This window comes from Colwellia piezophila ATCC BAA-637, from assembly GCF_000378625.1.
GTDB classification, from domain to species: domain Bacteria; phylum Pseudomonadota; class Gammaproteobacteria; order Enterobacterales; family Alteromonadaceae; genus Colwellia; species Colwellia piezophila.
Genome location: NZ_KB905160.1, coordinates 512,214 through 532,249, shown reverse-complemented (window position 1 = coordinate 532,249; position 20,036 = coordinate 512,214). Strand labels below are relative to the sequence as shown.

At 40.1% G+C, this 20,036-nt stretch carries 12 protein-coding genes; 11 read left to right on the top strand and 1 reads right to left on the bottom strand.

Annotation, left to right across the window (positions count from 1 at the left end):
* Positions 1-181 precede the first annotated feature (181 nt).
* The 11 genes from F580_RS0102305 (at position 182) to F580_RS0102255 (ending at position 16,608) form a co-directional block, all read left to right on the top strand.
* On the top strand, positions 182-1,411 hold the full coding sequence (locus F580_RS0102305; RefSeq protein WP_019026083.1) for a malic enzyme-like NAD(P)-binding protein: 1,230 nt from the start codon (positions 182-184) through the stop codon (positions 1,409-1,411).
* 1,089 nt (positions 1,412-2,500) lie between these two features.
* Complete coding sequence (locus F580_RS0102300) at positions 2,501-3,517, top strand: zinc-binding alcohol dehydrogenase family protein (protein ID WP_019026082.1); 1,017 nt, start codon at positions 2,501-2,503, stop codon at positions 3,515-3,517.
* Between the two features lie 97 nt (positions 3,518-3,614).
* The gene (locus F580_RS0102295; RefSeq protein ID WP_019026081.1) at positions 3,615-4,445 is read left to right on the top strand and encodes an amidohydrolase family protein; all 831 of its coding nucleotides are present in this window, start codon (positions 3,615-3,617) and stop codon (positions 4,443-4,445) included.
* Between the two features lie 130 nt (positions 4,446-4,575).
* Entirely contained in the window at positions 4,576-6,090 is a 1,515-nt protein-coding gene (locus F580_RS0102290) for a UxaA family hydrolase (RefSeq protein ID WP_019026080.1), read from the top strand.
* 21 nt (positions 6,091-6,111) lie between these two features.
* Complete coding sequence (locus tag F580_RS0102285) at positions 6,112-7,626, top strand: mannitol dehydrogenase family protein (RefSeq protein WP_019026079.1); 1,515 nt, start codon at positions 6,112-6,114, stop codon at positions 7,624-7,626.
* Positions 7,620-8,270, top strand: a complete 651-nt coding sequence (gene eda, locus F580_RS0102280; RefSeq protein ID WP_019026078.1) for a bifunctional 4-hydroxy-2-oxoglutarate aldolase/2-dehydro-3-deoxy-phosphogluconate aldolase — start codon at positions 7,620-7,622, stop codon at positions 8,268-8,270. Before F580_RS0102285 ends, eda begins: the two co-directional genes overlap by 7 nt.
* Entirely contained in the window at positions 8,267-9,280 is a 1,014-nt protein-coding gene (locus F580_RS23795; protein WP_083926929.1) for a sugar kinase, read from the top strand. The genes eda and F580_RS23795 overlap by 4 nt, the downstream gene beginning before the upstream one ends.
* 191 nt (positions 9,281-9,471) lie before the next feature.
* Positions 9,472-9,825 (top strand): L-rhamnose mutarotase, encoded by a 354-nt coding sequence (locus F580_RS0102270; protein ID WP_019026076.1) that lies wholly within the window; start codon positions 9,472-9,474, stop codon positions 9,823-9,825.
* 826 nt (positions 9,826-10,651) lie between these two features.
* Positions 10,652-12,112 (top strand): TolC family protein, encoded by a 1,461-nt coding sequence (locus F580_RS0102265; RefSeq protein ID WP_019026075.1) that lies wholly within the window; start codon positions 10,652-10,654, stop codon positions 12,110-12,112.
* Complete coding sequence (locus F580_RS0102260; protein WP_019026074.1) at positions 12,105-13,436, top strand: efflux RND transporter periplasmic adaptor subunit; 1,332 nt, start codon at positions 12,105-12,107, stop codon at positions 13,434-13,436. Before F580_RS0102265 ends, F580_RS0102260 begins: the two co-directional genes overlap by 8 nt.
* Complete coding sequence (locus F580_RS0102255) at positions 13,426-16,608, top strand: efflux RND transporter permease subunit (RefSeq protein WP_019026073.1); 3,183 nt, start codon at positions 13,426-13,428, stop codon at positions 16,606-16,608. Before F580_RS0102260 ends, F580_RS0102255 begins: the two co-directional genes overlap by 11 nt.
* 1,089 nt (positions 16,609-17,697) lie before the next feature.
* On the opposite strand, the gene F580_RS0102250 is transcribed toward F580_RS0102255, so the two are convergent.
* Entirely contained in the window at positions 17,698-19,929 is a 2,232-nt protein-coding gene (locus F580_RS0102250; protein WP_019026072.1) for a multiheme c-type cytochrome, read from the bottom strand.
* Positions 19,930-20,036: the final 107 nt, after the last annotated feature.

The following is a 20,036-nucleotide window of genomic DNA, read 5'->3' as shown; positions in this document are numbered from 1 at the left end:
TGCTTACCCGTAGGTCCCAACCATTAGCTGGGTAAGCACTTTTTTACAACGCCTTATCAAGGTATATACCCAACCCCTCAACACAGAAGCTTTGCATTTTTAAATAAAAATACCTGCGCTGTTTTTATTTAAAAATACAAAGAGCATTGCTCCCCCATTAATTGATTTTTTGGACATTAACATGAAAGATATTCGTCAACAGGCGCTTGATTACCATGCTTACCCTACCCCAGGAAAAATTGGTATTACCATCACCAAACCCGCTGAAACAAGCCATGATTTGTCACTTGCTTACAGCCCAGGGGTGGCCGAGCCATGTCGAGAAATAGCTAAGGACCCTGACGCAGTTTATAAATATACCGGTAAAGGTAATACGGTTGCGGTGATCAGTAACGGTACCGCCGTTTTAGGTCTTGGTAACCTTGGACCTATGGCTTCAAAGCCGGTGATGGAAGGTAAAGCACTGCTTTTTAAACGCTTTGCCAATATCGACTCTTTCGACATTGAAGTAACACATAAAACCGTAGAAGAGTTTATTAACACTGTGGCTAACATTGCTGATAGTTTTGGTGGTATTAACTTGGAGGATATTAAAGCACCGGAATGTTTTGTCATTGAAAAAGCGCTAATAGAGCGTTGTAACATTCCGGTATTTCATGATGACCAACATGGTACAGCCATCGTAACAGCCGCAGGTCTTATCAACGCCTTAGAAGTACAAGGAAAAGAGCTCAAACAAGCTAAAATTGTCTGCTTAGGCGCTGGTGCTGCGGCAATTTCTTGCATGGAGCTACTGATCAAATGTGGCGCTCAGCGTGAAAAAATATACATGTTAGATACCAAAGGAGTTATTCATACTCGCCGTGATGATTTAAACGAATATAAAAAGCTATTTGCTAACAATACAGATTTACGTACCTTGGCCGATGTTATGGATGGCGCTGATATTTTTATTGGTGTTTCCGGGCCTAACCTACTTAGCCCTGAACTGCTAACAACTATGGCAGACAAACCAATCGTATTTGCTTGTTCAAACCCTGATCCTGAAATAAGACCAGAGCTTGCCCATTCAGTGCGTGATGACTTAATTATGGCAACAGGTCGCTCAGATTATCCAAACCAAGTAAACAATGTTTTGTGTTTCCCGTTTATTTTCCGTGGCGCGTTAGATGTTAGAGCCAGTACCATTAACGATGAAATGAAAATTGCTGCAGTATATGCCATTAGTGCAATTGCTAAAGAGCCGGTGCCAAAGGAAGTATTAGCAGCGTGTGGTGATGAAGAATTAAGCTTTGGTAGGGGTTATATTATCCCTAAACCTATGGATCCTCGTCTTTGTCAACGTGTTGCCAAAGCCGTTGCCAAAGCTGCCATAGACTCAGGTGTTGCTAGGCTGCCAGCTAAAAGTTAACCATTGAATGAACAGTATTCTGTTACTGTCTCTAATAAAAGAGCTGTAAATAAGTTTCTATGCAGAATTCTGTTCATCTATGCCACTAACGGCCAATCACCTCACTACCTCTTCAATAACTACTAAAATAGCTTAGCCGCCCTGCTTAGTTAAAATATATCAAAGCCCAAGTATCCCTGAATTGCACAAGGTAGGTAATTACTGGTGCTTATTCCGCTATAACTTCACTTTTCCATTTAAGTAAATTCCGCTGCCATTCAAAGCCCTATAAAAGCAAATTGATTATTCAGAAAGAAGACGGATTGTATCAATTGGCCAGTTTATTCAGTGTGTCTTTATCTGGCTAGATAGTGTGAGCTAAGTGTTGTGGAAAAGTTTTTTGAAATAAGAAAAGCTAAAGTAAGCAGAAAATCAATTGATAAAATTTAGTACACTTTACTGTTTTTTCAAGAAAATATTAAATAATTCGATAAATAAGTAACTGTTCGCCTATTTTTCACTCATTTATTGTTCACTGGTTGAACAGTGGTTTGCCGCAGGCTTTCCACATTTATTGTGGATAACTCTGTGAATAACGATTTAATAGTCTGCTCAAAGCCTGAAGGCGTACGATTATATCAAGCATGCTCAAAATATAGTCAATTTTAATACAGTGCCACTTTATAAACGCTGATTTTAATAGTTAAGCTCCTATGAAAACATACTTTGTAATTAACAGTTTTGTAATTCAAAAGGCAGTGTTAGTGCAGTTACTGAGTCCCCTCCCGCTGATTAAGACTTATAAGGTGTAGATTTATGATGTCATGATATAAGTGTCATTTACATATAAAGCACACTTATAGAACCATCTTGCTACCTTTTAAACTGTCGAATTGTATTGATAACCTAATTAAAATCAATACTATAAAATATAGCAGCGACTTGGTTCTCTTATAATTTAAAGACTTTCATTGACTTAATAGCACTTAAAAACCTCAAAAACCTCTTTATTAAAACAAAAATGAGGTGTATATTATATCTAAAGGACACAACAGTGATTTACTAAAGCTATAAATATACTGATTCTTATAGCTGCCAAGAGGAATAATTATGATGAAGTCGATCGTTTGCCAACAACCCGGCGAGCTTAATTTTCAAACAAGTAAAAAACCACAACCGAAAGCAGGTGAAGTATTACTTAAAATTCGCGCTATTGGCGTTTGTGGTACTGATATCCATGCCTATGGTGGTAATCAGCCATTTTTTACTTACCCACGCGTACTTGGTCATGAACTTTCAGGTGAAATTGAAGCGTTAGGTGAAGGTGTTGATCTACCGCTAGGCAAAGCCGCTTATGTTATTCCTTATTTAGAATGTGGCAAATGTGTTGCTTGTCGCGCTGGTAAAACTAACTGTTGTACTGATATTGAAGTCATTGGTGTGCATCGTGACGGTGGTATGTGTGAATACTTATGTTTACCTGCATCTCACGTGGTGATTACTGAAGGTGTACCTTTTGATCAATTAGCTATAGTTGAATGTTTAGCCATTGGCGCTCACTCGGTTCGCCGTGGTGAAGTCTCTAAAAACGATACCGTACTGGTATTAGGCGCTGGCCCTATTGGCTTAGGTGCTGCTCAATTTGCTAAAGTTGCCGGAGCTAAAGTCTTTGTTGCTGATGTCAACGATGATCGCTTAGCCTTTGCAAAACGTGAATTAAACATTGATGCTACCGTTGATTGTAAAGACGATGTTAAAGCACAACTTGCAGCGCTTACTGATGGCGACTTCCCCACAGTTATTATTGACTGTACGGGTAATCCGGCAGCAATGCAGTCAACCTTTGGTTGGTTGGCACATGGCGGTACTTTGGTCTTTGTTAGTGTTGTTAAAGCCGATATTACCTTTAATGATCCTGAGTTCCACAAACGTGAAACCACCCTGAAAGGCAGTCGTAATGCCACTAAAGAAGATTTTGAACACGTAGTTGCTTGTTTAAGTAACGGCACGGCAAAATCAACCGCTATGGTTACTCACAAAACCAGCTTTGATAACTTCCCTGCTATATTCCCTGAGTGGGTAAAACCCGAATCAGGTGTTGTTAAAGCAGTTATTGAAATTAACTAAAATTAGTTAATACTAATTGAATTTAGCTTAAATTAGTTGAGATTAACATTATTAATCTCAACTTGTTTAAGCGGATAATAAGCTCTCAGAGGTCTGTATGTATATCGATGCCCATCACCATTTATGGAATTATGATCCCGTTGAATATGACTGGATTGATGACTCTATGGCTGTTTTGAAGAAAGACTTTCTTATCAAAGATCTTGAGAAAGCCCTACACCTAAATGGCTTTTCCTCCAGTATTGTCGTGCAAGCACGCCAGTCTATGGAAGAAACTCTGTGGTTATTAACGCTTGCTGAGCAAACAGAACTGATTAAAGGCGTTGTTGGTTGGATAGATCTACAAAGTGATACCTTAGCACAACAATTAGATGAACTTGCCAAGCACAAAAAATTGGTCGGTTTTCGTCATGTTCTTCAAGGGGAAGCTGATCCGAAGTTCATGCAAAACCCAGACTTTATTCGTGGCTTAAAAATGATCGCCGATAGAGGCTACCGCTATGATTTATTAATTTTAGCCTCACAATTACCTGCCGCAGCAGAAATGCTCGAACAAGTACCAAATTTACACGTAGTCATCGACCATATTGCCAAACCAAACATCAAATCAAGAAATGACTTTAATAGCTGGCAACAAGATATGGCGGTACTTGCTCACAATGCAAAGTGTTACTGCAAGCTCTCAGGCATGGTTACCGAAGCTGACTGGCTTAACTGGCACAGTGATGACTTTCATCCCTTTATGCAAACTGTTTTGGACTTATTCGGCCAAAACAGAATTATGTTTGGCTCTGACTGGCCAGTATGTTTAGTCGCAGCTGAGTATAGCCAAGTGAAAACGCTAGTACTTGATTTTATCAACAATAATTCCCCTCACGCTAAAGACTTAATTTTAGGGAAAAACGCCCAAGAATTTTACCAGTTGTAGATCAAACTATATTGCCAAATTTAAAGCCTAACCTCTGAAGGTAGCGCTTTTAACAACATGCTTTAGCCAGTCTAATAACGCTACAAATTAGAAAGCTAGAAAGTTAAGAAATAAGTTAAGAGAACACATCATGAGCATAGAACAGCCACAAGTAAGACGTTTTATTCAAGTCCATAGTAAAGATACTGTTGCCGTGGCGCTTGAGGACTTAGCGAAAGGCTCGGTTATTTCAATAAACAATCAAGATATCACCTTGAATGAAGACATAGGTCGTGGCCACAAAATTGCGTTAAGCAATCAACTGGAAAATGACCAAATCATCAAATATGGTTATTCAATTGGCTATCTGACATCAGCTATTCAAGCCGGTGATTGGGTACATAGTCACAACTTAAAAACGTTGCTAAGTGATGACGATAAATTTTCTTACCAACCAGCGAATCATGTTCTGGCTAATGCTAGTGAAGATATGCCGACCTTTATGGGCTACCCACGCAGTAACGGCTTAGTAGGTATTCGTAATGAATTATGGATAATCAACAGTGTTGGCTGTGTTAACAGCCTAGCACAAGCATTAGTACGCCAGTGTAAAGCGCAATTTAGTGAACTAGCCGATGATTTTCTCGCGGTTACCCACCCTTTTGGCTGCTCGCAATTAGGCGATGACTTAGCACAAACCAAAAACCTACTAGCATCACTGGCGTCAAACCCCAATGCCGGTGCCGTTTTGTTTTTAGGTTTAGGCTGTGAAAACAATCAATTATCTGCCCTGGTTGCCGATTTACCCAGCGAAATGAGCGAACGTATATCTTACTTCAACGCCCAAGAAGTTGATGATGAAGAAGCCGAAGGTATGGCACATATTGAAAAATTATTAGCCACCATGGCTAATGATAAACGCGTTGCATGCCCAGTTTCGAAACTAACATTGGCAATGAAATGTGGTGGCTCTGATGGTTTAAGTGGTTTAACTGCTAATCCTTTATTAGGCCGTATCAGTGAAAAAATGGCCGCTTATGGCGCGACCGTTATTTTAACAGAAACACCGGAAATGTTCGGCGCTGAGCAAGTATTGATGAATAACGCCGCTAACGAAGGCGTTTATAACGACATAGTAAAACTTGTTAATGGTTTTAAACAATATTTCATCGAAAACAAACAACCGGTATATGAAAACCCATCACCAGGCAATAAAGCCGGTGGTTTAACCACCTTAGAAGACAAATCACTTGGCGCCATTCAAAAAGGTGGTAATGCACCGGTGCAAGATGTAATCAAATATGGCGAAAAAGCCACCGCTAAAAATGGCATAACCTTATTGCAAGGCCCAGGCAATGATGCAGTATCTTGTACTGCCTTAGCTGCAAGTGGCGCCAATATGGTGCTATTTACTACCGGGAGAGGCACACCACTAGGCGTGCCAGTGCCGACAGTGAAGATTTCTTCAAATAGCAGCTTAGCTACGCGTAAAAAACATTGGATTGATTTCGATGCCGGTCAGTTATTACGTCTTGATAAAACTCAAGATGAATGTACACAAGAATTTTTTGATTTAATACTCGAGATAGCCTCAGGTAAAGCCACTAAAAACGAACTTAATCAATTTAAAGAAATTTCAATTTGGAAAGGCGGCGTTACCCTGTAAGGGCAAAGCCGATAAATAATCATGAACTTATCTAATAAAGAATCTAGTATAAAATTATCAAACAAAACTGTAAAAAATGTAGCTGAAAACTTAGTCGCTAATGGCTCTAAAATAGTTACCCCGCAATATGACAGAGAAAATACCGAGATAGGTATTGTTCATTTAGGCCCAGGCGCATTTCATCGAGCGCATCAAGCGGTATACACAGAAAACGCCATGAATTTAGTCGGCGGTAACTGGGGTATTTGTGGTGTTTCATTAAGAAGCGCTACCGCACGTGATGTATTGGCTAAACAAGATAACTTATATACCCTAGCCATTTTAGATAAAGAAATTAACTATCAAATCATTGGCTCGATTAAAGAAGTATTAGTTGCTAGTGAGCAGCCAGCCCAGGTGATGGCTCGTTTAACCGCGGCATCGACCAAGCTAGTGACCTTAACTATCACTGAAAAAGGCTACTGCCTTGGTGCTGATGGTCGACTTGATTTACAACACAGTGATATTGTTCACGATTTAAGTAATCGTAGTCAACCTATCAGTGCTATTGGTTATATAACACAAGCCTTAGGACAACGAAAAATTAACGGTATTGCTGCCTTTAACGTACTAAGTTGCGATAACGTTTCTGGCAATGGCGATAAGTTGCGTCAAGCGGTAATCGATTACGCCACGCAATTAGATGCAGGTTTGGCTACTTGGATTGAAGTTAACGTTGCTTTCCCTAATGCCATGGTAGATAGCATCACCCCTAAAACGGAAGATTACACCGTTGATAGTGTCTCAAAAGCTATTGGTGCCCGTGATGAATGGCCAATTCAACGTGAACAGTTCACCCAATGGGTGATTGAAGATAACTGGAACGGCGAACGCCCTGCTTGGGATAAAGTTGGCGTGGTGTTTACTTCTGATGTTGAAGGTTTTGAAAAAGCAAAATTACGTTTACTAAACTGCTTACATTCAACCTTAGCCTATGCGGGTTCACTTGCGGGTTTTGAAACTGTTTTTGATGTCACCAGTGATGATGGTTTTTATCAGTTTATTTGTCAACTTGCCAATGAAGAAGTCATTGGCTCTTTCGTACCGCCAAAAGAACTTGATGTAGAAAGTTACAGTAAAGAAATTATAGGGCGATTTTTAAACCCTGAAATTCGCCATTTATTAGCTCAAATTGCTTGGGATGGCTCGCAAAAAGTACAAATGCGTATATTGCCAATCATAGAAGATAATTTGGCCTTAGGTCGCTCGACTAAACTGCTATCTTTATCACTTGCTTGTTGGTTCGAGTTTATTTGTCGTGCTTTAAAAGACAACAGAGAAATTGTTGACCCACTTGCTAGCGATTTTTCCAACATGCCTGCATTGCTTAGTGATGACAGCAGCGAGGTGGTTGCCGCCTTCTTAAGTATTGAATCAGTTTTCGGCCAAGATTTAAAAAATAATGCCGCTTTGAAAAGACAACTTGCTGACAGTTTATCTGCCTTGCGCATTGGTGAAACTCGTCAAATCAACACCATTGTGGAGGAATTATGTTAAATCCAAGTTTTGCAGCATTAGTTAAAAACAGCCCTATTCTACCGGTATTACACATGGAAAGTGTTGAAGACGCTGTTAATGTTAGTCGTGCTTTGTACAAAGGTGGTATCACCTGTGCTGAAATCGTTTTACGCTCACCAGTCGCTCTTGATTGTATTAAAGCGGTTAGCGAACAAGTACCTGAAATGACCGTTGGTGTTGGTACCTTAACCACACCACAACAAGTAACAGATTCTGTTGCTGCTGGAGCTCAGTTTTTAGTAAGCCCTTCGTTTACTAAAACCTTAGCTACGGCAATGATCAATACTGGTTTGCCTATGTTACCCGGTGTGGTATCACCTTCTGAAATCACTCAAGCATTAGAGCTTGGCATTACAGAAGTTAAGTTTTTCCCCGCTGCGCAATACGGTGGCGCAAAAACCATTAAGGCATTATCGACTGTTTTTTCTCAAGTGAAATTTTGCCCAACTGGCGGTGTAAGCCTTAACAATATGGCTGAGTACTTTGCCAATGACAGTATTTTTGCTGTAGGCGGCTCTTGGATGGTACCTAAAGATCTTATTGCTAACAAAGATTGGGACGCTATCACACTTTTAAGCAAACAAGCTATTGATGCAATCAAAGACTTGGACAAGTGCGCATGAATACGAGTATAAAAAAAGTCCCGAGCAATATCGTCGTAATGGGCGAATGCATGGTCGAATTCGGTCGTACTAGCGGCAGTGCAGGTAACAGCTCAGACGACGGTACAGGTGAAGGCTCAAATGAACGCAATCTCTATAAAAAGAGCTTTGCTGGGGATGTCTTTAATACTGGTATTTACATCAAGCGTTGCGTTAAAGAGCAAGCCAATGTTAAATTTTTAACCGCTATTGGCAATGATGAAAATAGCAAAGAAATGCTCGCTATGATGGAAAAAGAGTCCCTTGATAGCAGCTTAGTGTATCAATCGTCTAGTGCACAAATGGGTTTGTACCTTATCAATGTGGATGACGAAGGCGAACGTAGCTTTAGCTATTGGCGTGAAACTTCTGCAGCTAAACAAGTGGTTAGGTTTCTCAGTGATGATTTAGATAACCCTGCCCTTGAAAATGTTGATAGTTTCTTCTTTTCCGGTATTTCTATTGCTATCTTGTCACAAGGTGATAGACAGAAGTTATGGCGCTTTATCTTCAAACTTAAAGCAACAGGCACTAAAATTATCTTTGATCCGAACTATCGTCCAATGTTATGGGGTACGCTCAATGAAACCAGAGCCGCTTACGCTGCAGCATTTGAATTAGCCGATATCGCCCTACCCGGTGTCGATGATCATATGGTGTTGTACAATGCCAAAAATGCTGAAGACGTTGCCGGTTTTCTAGAGCAGTTTTCTATTAGTGAAATCATTATTAAAAATGGCTCTCAAGGCATGTTATTGAGTGTTGATGGTATCCGCAGCTATATTGATGTCGAACCAGTAAATAACGTTGTTGATACCACTTCAGCAGGTGATGCTTTTAATGGTGCTTACCTTAGCGCCAGGTTAATAGGAAGATCTGCCGAGCAGTCAGCCAAATTTGCCGCTAAAGTATCTGCATGTATTATTCAACATAAAGGCGCCATTGTTGATGGATCGGTATTTGCCCAGCAATTATTAGACTATCCAATGTAGGTTAACAACTAGGTATGTCGATTCGTCATTCTCGAGTTATCTGATCGAGAATCCAGTTTTACGGCTTATATTTCGAGTCTTTTAGAACATGGATCTTCGACAGGAGACTTCGAAGATGACAACTAGAGGGTTCGAAGATGACAACTGCCGTTGTTATTGCTCTAAAAAGACAGCTTCACTAAGGAAAAATTATGAAAACAACACGCCATTGTTTAGCGACAGATTTAAAAGATAATCCTGAGTTAATCAAAAAATATAAAGAATATCACCAACCAGGTAATGGTTTCCCCGCAGTAGCTAAAAATATTCGTGATGCTGGCATAGTCGAAATGGAAATTTATTTAATTAATAACCGTTTATTTATGATTATGGATGTTGATGATTCATTTGACGGCGCAGCGAAAGCTAAAGCCGATGCAGATTGTCCCGAAGTACAACGATGGGAAACGTTAATGTGGCAATTTCAACAAGCGCTGCCTTGGGCAAAAGAGGGTGAGAAATGGTTAGCCATGGAAGAAATCTTCAAGCTTACTGAGCAGCCATAAACGTTAACGAGAGCTATTCTTTTCATGCTGATTTAAGAGGGAAGTACCTACACTTCCCTCTTTTATTTACCCTCCATATACTCGGTTTTATCCGACTGCCCCCACATCTCATTAGTTAAAAGTCTTTGTTACTCACCTTAAAACAAGTTAAAAATCAGTAATACTTAGCTGTTGAAAAAGTAACGTTTACGCCTTTTAACCAAAAACTTTCAGTAATTAACAGTGAAGTAAACAAACCCAACATACTCTTTATTCTCGCTGATGATTTAGGCAAGGAATGGATAAGTGCTTACGCCGCAGAAGATATTAAAGCCCCTAATATTGATGAATTAGCAAATCAGGGCATTCGCATTGAAAATGTTTGGTCAGACCCGCAATTCACGGCGTATTGTTTATCTCCTTATAAGCTTGCTTAGTGACAATACTATTTAATAGCAATATCGCCCTCTTCCCCATTTCATAGGACTTTTTCCCGACATTTTGTTATTTCAGCGTGGATAGTCCAGAGAGCTTAACTTATGCATAACCCGATAGTGCTCTGGGGTGTAGTCGTCACCGCGATGCGAAAGAAGTTAAGGATACAGCCGATTTTTAAAGACTATATTACCTCAAGTCATACATGATAAGAGCTCAAAATATATTAGCCGTGCCCGCTTAACTTATAGTGCCTTATTTTGTCTACATGCTGCTTATTGTAAAGAACTGTAAACTAAGTTGTTGTACGACTTTAATTCGATTACTTTTAAATATAAAGATACTCAATTTTTCCAAATGACCGACAATCCTTACCTCTAAACCTTCGAATATTAAGTAGTACTAGTGTTTTATGAAAATTACCTTGCCTGTTTTCCTTCGAGCTTTATTTTCGATTTTTGTTCCTGCTTTTCTATCAGTGATGCTGTTGTTTGGCTGTGCTCAAAATAACAATGTTGTTATTGATAATGTTGCACAGGCAACGTCATTTATCGAAGAAGGCAACAGCAAGCTGGATAGAGACTGGTGGCATAGTTTTGACAATGAAGAATTATCTCAATTAGTTAGCCAAGGACTGCAAGATAACTTATCGTTAAAAGCAAAAGAGTTAAGATTAAAAAGCAGTGCTATCAATGCAAAAATTGCCAGTGCAGATCTTTACCCTAGCCTTAATCTAACCTCCAATGTTTCATCTAAGTTTGATGACTTTGGCGAGGTGAATAGTGCTTCATTTGGCCTGAGCTCTAGCTGGGAATTAGATTTGTGGGGTGGCATTGCCGCCAACGAAAATAAAGCCTATTGGAATCACCAAGAACAACTGGCTTTATACCGCGCCCGAGCCACTTTAGTTGCCGGCAGTATTAGCAATGCCTGGCTAGGTTTGATGTCTGAGCAAGAAAAGCAGCGAGTATTGGCCGACCAATTCCAACGTACTCAAGATGCTTTAAAGGTCATTTCTAGGCGTTTCGCCATGGGAAAGATTTCTGTGACAAACATCTGGCAGCAGCAAAAACTACTCAAGTCTATTGAAGTATTGCAGTCCAAAAATCATGCTGACTTATACATCTACCAACAAACATTAGCGCTGTGGTTAAGTGTGCCGACCAAGGCGTTTATTAGCAAGCAGTTAGATATTATGCATTCACTACCGTCATTGCCACAGTTACCTAAACTTGGTGTTCCCGCACAAGTATTAAAGTACCGCCCTGACATTGAACAAGCCTTCGCCAAAATAAAAGCCGCTGATGAGCATTTAGCGATGGCCATTTCAAATCAATATCCACGAATTACCTTACGAGCAAATTATTCAACAACAAAAAATTCGGTGGCTGATTTATTTGATGACTGGTCAGGTAATTTAATTGCCTCACTGGCAATGCCGCTGTTTGATAGTGGTGAAAGAAAATCCGTGGTAGAGCAGCGTGAACTGGAATTACAAGCGCTGTTGTTTGATTATCAACAAGTGTGGTTGACGGCTATCGCGAGTGTGAATCAAGTACTGATAAATGAAACTCAACTATTAAAGATCACTAAAAATTTGCAAGAACAACTAGATTTGGCTGAACGAACTGAGAGGTTGACCACAATAAAATACCTCAATGGTAAAACCAATTATTTGAACCTGCTCAAAGCTCAGGAAAGTATCTTGTCACTAGAAAGGCAATTCATCGAGGCGAATAAGAGAGTAATGATTAACCGAGTTTTATTATACCGAGAGTTAAGCCACGGTGACTTTTCTCCAATCGAGCAAGTAAGTAGCAACCAAGCCGCCACATCAAAAATAAGCAGAAAGGAAAATCCTGTTAATGCGTGATTTCTTATCTAATAAAAGCTTCTTTAAAAATAACCTTTCCTTTAAAAGTAAGATGCTACCTTTAATTATTGTTATTTTAGGCGCAGTGCTTGGTTATTACATTTTACATTCGGGCCAGCAAAAACCCGCTCATTATAAAAAAAAGCAGGTAAAACGTTTGCGTATGGTGCAAACAAGTGAGTTAGTTAAAGCCTCAGTAGTACCTTCTTGGCATGCCTCGGGCATTGTCATACCGGCAGAGTTGGTGAAAATTCATGCTCGGGTATCAGGCAATATTGAGTCAATTAACCCGTTAGCGATACCTGGTGGCCAATTAAAAAAAGGCCAATGGTTAGCCAAGCTTGAGCCTGTGGATTTTGAACTCGCGTTAAAGTCTCAACAAGCTCAGTTAGCGCAAGCAAAAGCCAACTTTTCCCTAGTACAAGCAGACCAGTTATTAGCCAAAGAAGAGTTATTACTGCTCAATACTTATGAAGGTTTGAATATTGATGAATCCTTAGTTTTACGAGAACCTCAGCTGACGGTGGCCAAGGCTAAAGTAGCAGTAGCGATAATCAATGTTGACAAGGCAAAGTTAAATTTAAGCCGGACTCGTGTTTTGATGCCCTTTGACGGTAAAGTGATCAGTAAAGCGGTTGGCTTGGGCAGTAAGGTATCAAGTAACTCGTCATTATTTTCTGTGGTAAATACTGCTGTTTATTGGCTTGAGGTTAAAATCCCGCATAAATTTTTAGCCCTGTTAGATAAACAGCAATTAGCCGAAATTTCGCAAAACCGGTTATGGGGCGAAGGTCAAACGCGTACCGCACGGTTTGTCTCAATATTGCCGGAGTTAGATACTAAAGACCGGCAAGTAAAACTGCTGTTGGCTATTGATCATCCGCAAACAGCACAAGCGAACCAGCCACAAGTATTTATTAATGATTTTTTAAATATTCAATTAAAAGGTAAAACCATTAAAAATGCCTGGACCATTAAACATCCGTGGTTACAAGCGGATAATACTATTTGGGTGGTGGATAAAAATAATACCCTACAAAAAAGACCCGTTGAAATATTGTTTAAAGGCCGGGATGTTATTTATGTCAACACTGATATTAAGCCAGGAGATAGAGCACTTGCTGAAAAACCCGGCATTGCCAGTATAGGTTTAGAGGTTAGAAGCAGAAGAAATATTTCAAATGCAATAGCCAAGAGTAAAAGCAAAAATAAGCAAGAAACAGTCGCCATTGCTGATAATGCTAAAGGTAAAAGTAAAAGTAAAAGTAAAAGACTGAATAAAGAGCAAGAGAAAGTGCAACAAGGGTTAAGTTATGCAAAATAAGCAAGCTAACTCAACCAAGAAAATGAATGCTATCTCGTGGATGATCCAACACAAAGTGGCTCCGCACTTGCTAATGCTTGCCTTGATTTTTGGCGGCTTGGTGATGTCTTTTATGATTCGCAAAGAATATATGCCCGAAACGTCTCGCGATACTATATCTGTGCGGGTGTCGTATCCTGGTGCAGCGCCGAGTGAAATGGAAGTAGCAATTGCCGTTCCGGTAGAAGCGGCGCTTTATAGCCTCGACGGTATCAGTAAAATCGACACCTTTATTGGTACCGGTTGGGTTAGGGTAAGAGCTGAGTTAGAGGCTGGCGCAACACCACAAAAAGTTTATCAAGATGCCCAACAGGCGGTTAATCGAATATCGTCTTTTCCTTCGGGTATGGAACGGCCTCATGTTAAATTAGACACCCGAGTTGCCGATGTCATGGAACTCATCGTTCATGCAGATTTAGATCGTTTCGCCTTAAAACGACTGACAGAACAGGTACGCGATCGCATTTTACAATCGCCTTATATCTCGCAGGTAAAACTCAGGGGCATACCCCAAGAAGAAATCCATGTTGAGGTGGCGCAAACAGACTTGCAAGCTTATGACCTGACGCTAAGCAAAATTGCTAGCATGCTAAAAAAGAATGTCGTTGAACAATCGGCAGGAAAAATCAAAGCAAATAGTGGTGATATTCTGGTCTCGGTTGATCAACGTGAGTTTTGGGCACAAGACTTAGCCAATGTACCTATTATTTCGGACAAATCTGGGGATCAATTACGGTTAGGTGACATAGCGAATGTCACCGAGGGCTTTGCTGACATACGTGATCTAGTGACTTACAATGGCCAATTATCAGCACAATTAAATATCTATAGAACGGGAGATCAAACACCGTCACAAATTGCTGATGCCATCGAAGACATGTGGCCTGAAATACTCGCCATGTTACCGCCTAATTCGGGCATAGCCATTGTTGATGATGATGCCAAGAATTATCAAAAACGCCTAAGCCTATTACTTAAGAATGCCTTTATTGGTTTGTTGCTGGTATTGATCATTTTGAGTTTATTCTTGCAGTTTAAACTCGCGTTTTGGGTGGTAGCCGGCATTCCAAGTTCATTTTTAGGCGCCATGTTATTTCTTCCTAGCTTTGATGTTTCAATCAATATGGTGTCAATGTTTGGTTTCATTATTGCCTTAGGCATAGTGGTTGATGACGCCATCATTGCCGGCGAGAATATATTCGCCCATATACAAGAGGGCATGTCCTATGAAGAAGCCGCTATAAAAGGTGCCAATGAAGTGGCTAAGCCACTTACCTACGCTATTTTGACCAATATTGTGGCCTTTTTACCTTTGTTATTATTGCCCGGCAGCATGAAGTTATTATTCGGCGCTATCCCTATTGTGGTAGTGCTTTGTTTTGCCGTTTCATGGGTTGAAGCCTTGTTTATTTTACCCTCTCACTTAGCGCATATAAACAACAAGAAACCCACTAAAATAGAGCGATGGCTTAATAAAGCGCAAAAAAAATGTCATGGCAGTTTAAATCATTTTATTGAAAACATTTATTCTCCCCTGCTTAATAAATGTTTGCAGCGTCCCGCTTTAGTGCTGTCAGTGGCCTGTTTTATTTTTTGTATCGTCATGGCTTATGCGTTCAGTGGCAAAATGGGTTTTAGTCTCTACCCCAAAATGGATGGTCGCTGGGTTAAAGCCAATTATGAAATATCTGCCTCGTCCACAGAGCAGCAAGCGATTTTTCTTAGGGCAACGTTAGAAGCTAACGCCGAATCTATGGTCAAAGCTTATGGCCTTGAAAATAGTGTTGTTAGTACTCGCAGTATTATTCGTGATAATAGCGTTGAAGTGGCGTTGTTATTGGTAGAAAGCGAAGAGCGTGAATACTCTACCAATCAAGTGAAAGAGTTTTGGCGCGAGCATGCTACGTCATTACCTAACCTTGGCAAGCTAAGGTTTAGCGGCGCAAGACGTGGCTCTAGCGCTGTTAGCACAGCTTCTTTAACAATAGAATTACGCCATAGTGATAGTCAAGTACTGGCACTTGCCGCCCAAGATGCGGTGGAATTTTTAGCCATGAGTGAAAATGTCGTGGCAACTGTTAACACCATGGAAGAAGGCAAACCACAATGGAAGCTTAGCCTTAACGAAAATGGCCGGGCGCTGGGTCTAGACGCCACAGACTTAGCGGCGCAGATGCGGGCCTCTTTATACGGAGCACGCGCGCAAAGACAACACAGGTTACGTAATCAAGTCACTACCTTAGTGAGATTGCCGGAGCATGAACGTGGTGATGTTAATAAAATAGAATCTCTGCTCATCCGTACGAAAGCGGGTGGTTATGCGCCTTTAGGCAGTGTCGCGACTATTAACAAGGTATTAGCGCCGGGCTTTATTTTAAGACGAAAAGGCCAGCGAGTTGAAAAAGTTGGCGCGGAAATATTGCCTGAAGAAAACATCCCTGGGGTTGCTAAAATGGTGCGAGATTATTTAGTGCCTGAGTTGCAAGGGCGATACCCTGGCATAAAAGTCGTTTTTGGTGGCGATCAAGAAGAGATAGCTGAGAGTGTTTCAAGATTAGAGTTGGGCACGGGTTTTGCCTTAGTGGCTATTTATATCTTATTGGCCATTGCTTTTAAAAGTTACGTTCAGCCCATCGTCATTATGGCTATTATTCCCTTTGGCGCAGTGGGCGCTATTTTAGGCCATATGGTGTTAGGTTTTGGCTTGAGTATCGTGAGTTTAATGGGCATGTTGGCATTAGCCGGCGTGGTGGTTAATGACAGTTTGATCTTGGTCGAATATGCCAACAAAAAAGCTGAACAAGGACATTCAGCATTGGACTCAATTAAAGAAGCCTGTCGACGCAGGATCCGTCCCATTATACTAACAACTATCACCACATTTTGTGGCTTAGCACCTATGGTATTTGAAACCTCAAGACAAGCGCAATTTGTCGTACCTATGGCAGTATCATTAGGCTTTGGTATTTTGTTTACCACACTAGTGTGCTTATTAGTATTACCGTGTTTGTATCTAGTGATTAATGACAAAGCCATTACTGATGAAGAAGAGGTAGAAGGTGAACAAGAGCTTGAACAAGAGCTTGAAGTCGAAGAAGACAGTTCGGCTTTGCTGCAAAGCAAGGTTTTGTAAATAGTATTAGCCAAGGCAAGTCATTCAACTTTAATAGTTAATGTATAAAGCATTTACAGCAATGTAATACCAGTTTCATTAAGTTTGTGATCTTGTTGTGCATAGGGAAAATAAATCAGGGCAATGCGCTCAATTGAGCAATAGCTGGCTTATTGGGATTGAGAGTAATACCAATTACACTAATATATTGATCAACTGAGAGTTATATTATGGAGCTTAGAACAAGAAAAATTACTTAAACATAGTTATTCTATATTTTTTTAATTTTGTGCCGTTATCAGTTTGCTAATAAACTCCCAAAGGGCGAGTACCTAATAAAAGGTAAAGGCTTACATGCGTCGTTATTGATTTCGACAAGGACGCTACATGGATGTAGCTTCTTAGAGAATGCAGGAGCTTATTCTCCTGAATAACCATTATCTTCAATCAATGCCTTGCCTCTATGCCTTTTAATTCTCGCTCAGTGGTCAATTAATTAATGTACTTGGTATCGCGCTGACATGGCGTATTTTAACCAGCACAAGTGAGCAATAATTTAATGAAATTGGTATAAGTTAATGAAATTGGTATAAGTTAATTCGTCATTCTCGAGGTATCTGATCGAGAATCAAGTGGTCAGCTACAAGCGATCGCGGCTAAAGCATAACAAGACTTACTTAATATTGATTAATAGCTAGATTTGGTATTAATTTTAAGTGGCCCTATAAATTCACTCCCACTTTCAGATAGTTACTTGTGATTGAATAAAGCAGTTAAAAAACCTTCCCGACAAAAAAGGCCAATACATAAGGTATCGGCCTTTCATTTAATCATTTAAATCTAGTGGTGCCATGGGGCGATTTGAAGCCCAACGACCTAAGTCACCAACCCCTCAAGAATGTTAATATAAACGATATAAATAACATAGTTCCAATAAATACAATAACTTACACTTGAGTTAGCAAGCAACGTATAAAGCTGTTCTTTCGGTAATAAATAATATTTTGGCTAATAATCAAAAGTCCCCTATTCGATCAGCCAGTTACCTAACTACTAAAATTAGTAATTTAGATTTTCGTACCATCAACCGTAAAAAATCGCCTAATAAAATTATAAAGTCCTAAACCAGTCATAGTCAGCTTTACTGTTTAATTTCTGTGATAGATACAAACCAAGCTCTTGCAATTGGCCATTGTCGGGGTAATTAATAATTAACAACTTAAGCTTGCTCAGCGCTTGTGCGCTCTGCCCTGTGCCATCCATTGCCAATATATAAGTATAAGCATATTGAGAGTTTTCAGGAGATAACAACATTGCCTGTGAAAAATAGCTTACTGCTTTAGGAAGCGTTTTTTGACGAACCAGATGTAAACCATAAGAATATTTTATTGCCCCTGATTTAGGTAAGTTTTTCATGCCTTTCATCAACACAGAACTGACTTGTGCAGGTCGTTGCAGTGAACGATATAAATCCGCTAAGTTGATGTAACCCGTATCAAAATAAGGCTCCACAACAATCGTTGCTTTAAAGGCTTTTTCTGCTGCTATGGTATCACCGCTTTGCAGGGCATTTATGCCCAAATTCATCCGCCCTTCGCCGCGCCAGCTGCTAATATCATTTGACTGCTGTAGTTCTTTAAATGCTAGAGCAAACACGGCTTGATCTACGGCTGAAACCTGGCTGTCTACTAAGCTACGGGCAGCAGCCACTCGAATAGCTCTAAACTTATCGGTTAACAATGGCACTAATAAAGCCACTCTATCCGTTGGTGGCAATAGAGTGGCGGCACTGGCCGCACTTAATCGAATAAGGTTTTCTTTATCCGTTAACAAAGGTCCTAAGATTTCACTGGTGATGGTTTGCGTGGTGTAAGCAAGCTGCTGAATTGCTGTTGCCCGATTGATAACCGCTAGGTTTTTATCAGTAATAATAGTTAAGTGATCTTCAAGGTTAATGCCTTGACCGCTATTTAATCGCATTAAAAATTGCTTACTGTTTGGCAATGCTTTCGGCTTACCATGCCATTTTTTCAAGTTATCACTCGCCCATTGATTGTTTTTATCATCATGGCAACTGGTACAGGCATTCGGAGTATCAAATTCACTCGATAAGTCTGGTCTTGGAATTTTAAAACTATGATCTCGCCTATCATCTACACCCATATAGCGGTTTGTTGGCATATGGCAATTAGCACAGAGTGCACCTGTGGAGTCTTCCTGATGTTGGTGATGAGACTTTACGTTGTACACATCGCTGCCATGGCACTGTAAACATAAACCATTATCCAAGGTTTTTACCTTCATGGTGTGCTTGTCATGACAATCAAGGCAGTTCACGCCTGCAGCAAACATTTTGCTCTGTAAGAAGGAGCCATAAACATACACTTCTTCTTTAATTTGACCATCAGCATGGTACAAAGGCGCCGCTAATAATTGTGGCGAAAACTGATCTAGAAACGGTCTGCTAGGGTTAATACCATCGGTTAATGGTGCGCGTAATGAATGACAGGCAAAACAAGTATCCATAAAACTATTATCACGTTTTTTCCCTTGCCAGCTAGCCGTTTTCTGCCCTATTGCTCGTAGCCATTGCCCGGTTGGATGTGCACTCGAGGTAATATCTTTGCTGACATTACGTTTTACTGAACTTGCTGTTTTTGCTGATTCTTTCGCATGGGTAGTCATATTGCCATGGCAAGACAAACAGCCAACATTGATATTATCCCACTTAGAAGAAAAGCTATTTTTATCAAGATTATAATTACGTTTTAAACCATCAGAGTGACAGTCAGCACACATACCATTCCAGTTTTGCAGAGGCTGACGCCAATGCAGTCTATCTTGGGGACGAATTTCTTCATTGCTATAGTTATGATACCAACGCTGACCACCATCAGCTTTAACTCGAGAGTCCCAAGCAAAGGGTAAAACTTGCAACTTACCCGTTTCGGTTTCAACCAAGTATTGTTGTAGCGGAAAATGGCCAAATGTATACTTAACGGGATAAGTATCGGACTTATCATCATAAGAAACCGTTACTTGATATTGTTCATTTTTAATAAAGAAAAATGCTTTTTGGCCGTAATGCTCAACGTTTACATTATCGAAGTTGCCTAATACTGAGTTTTTATCAGCAATAGCCATTGCTTTAGCATGATCAGACTCTTGCCAACTATGCTGTTGCTGCTGATGACAACTAGTACATACTTGATTAGATACTGGCTTCGTTTTTTGGAAATCAACGTTGTTTAACTCTGCTGCCTGCACCTTAGATATTAATTGCTGATTAAATGACACGAGTAACAAAGCCCAAAATACAACATGAAAGAAACTAGAAAACAAAATACACCTCTAAATGATGGGGTAACTATTATAAATACTAAACACAACTAAAAATAAGTGACTGATTATAGCCTTTAATCTCATGAAAAACTTGCATTAATTTTTGT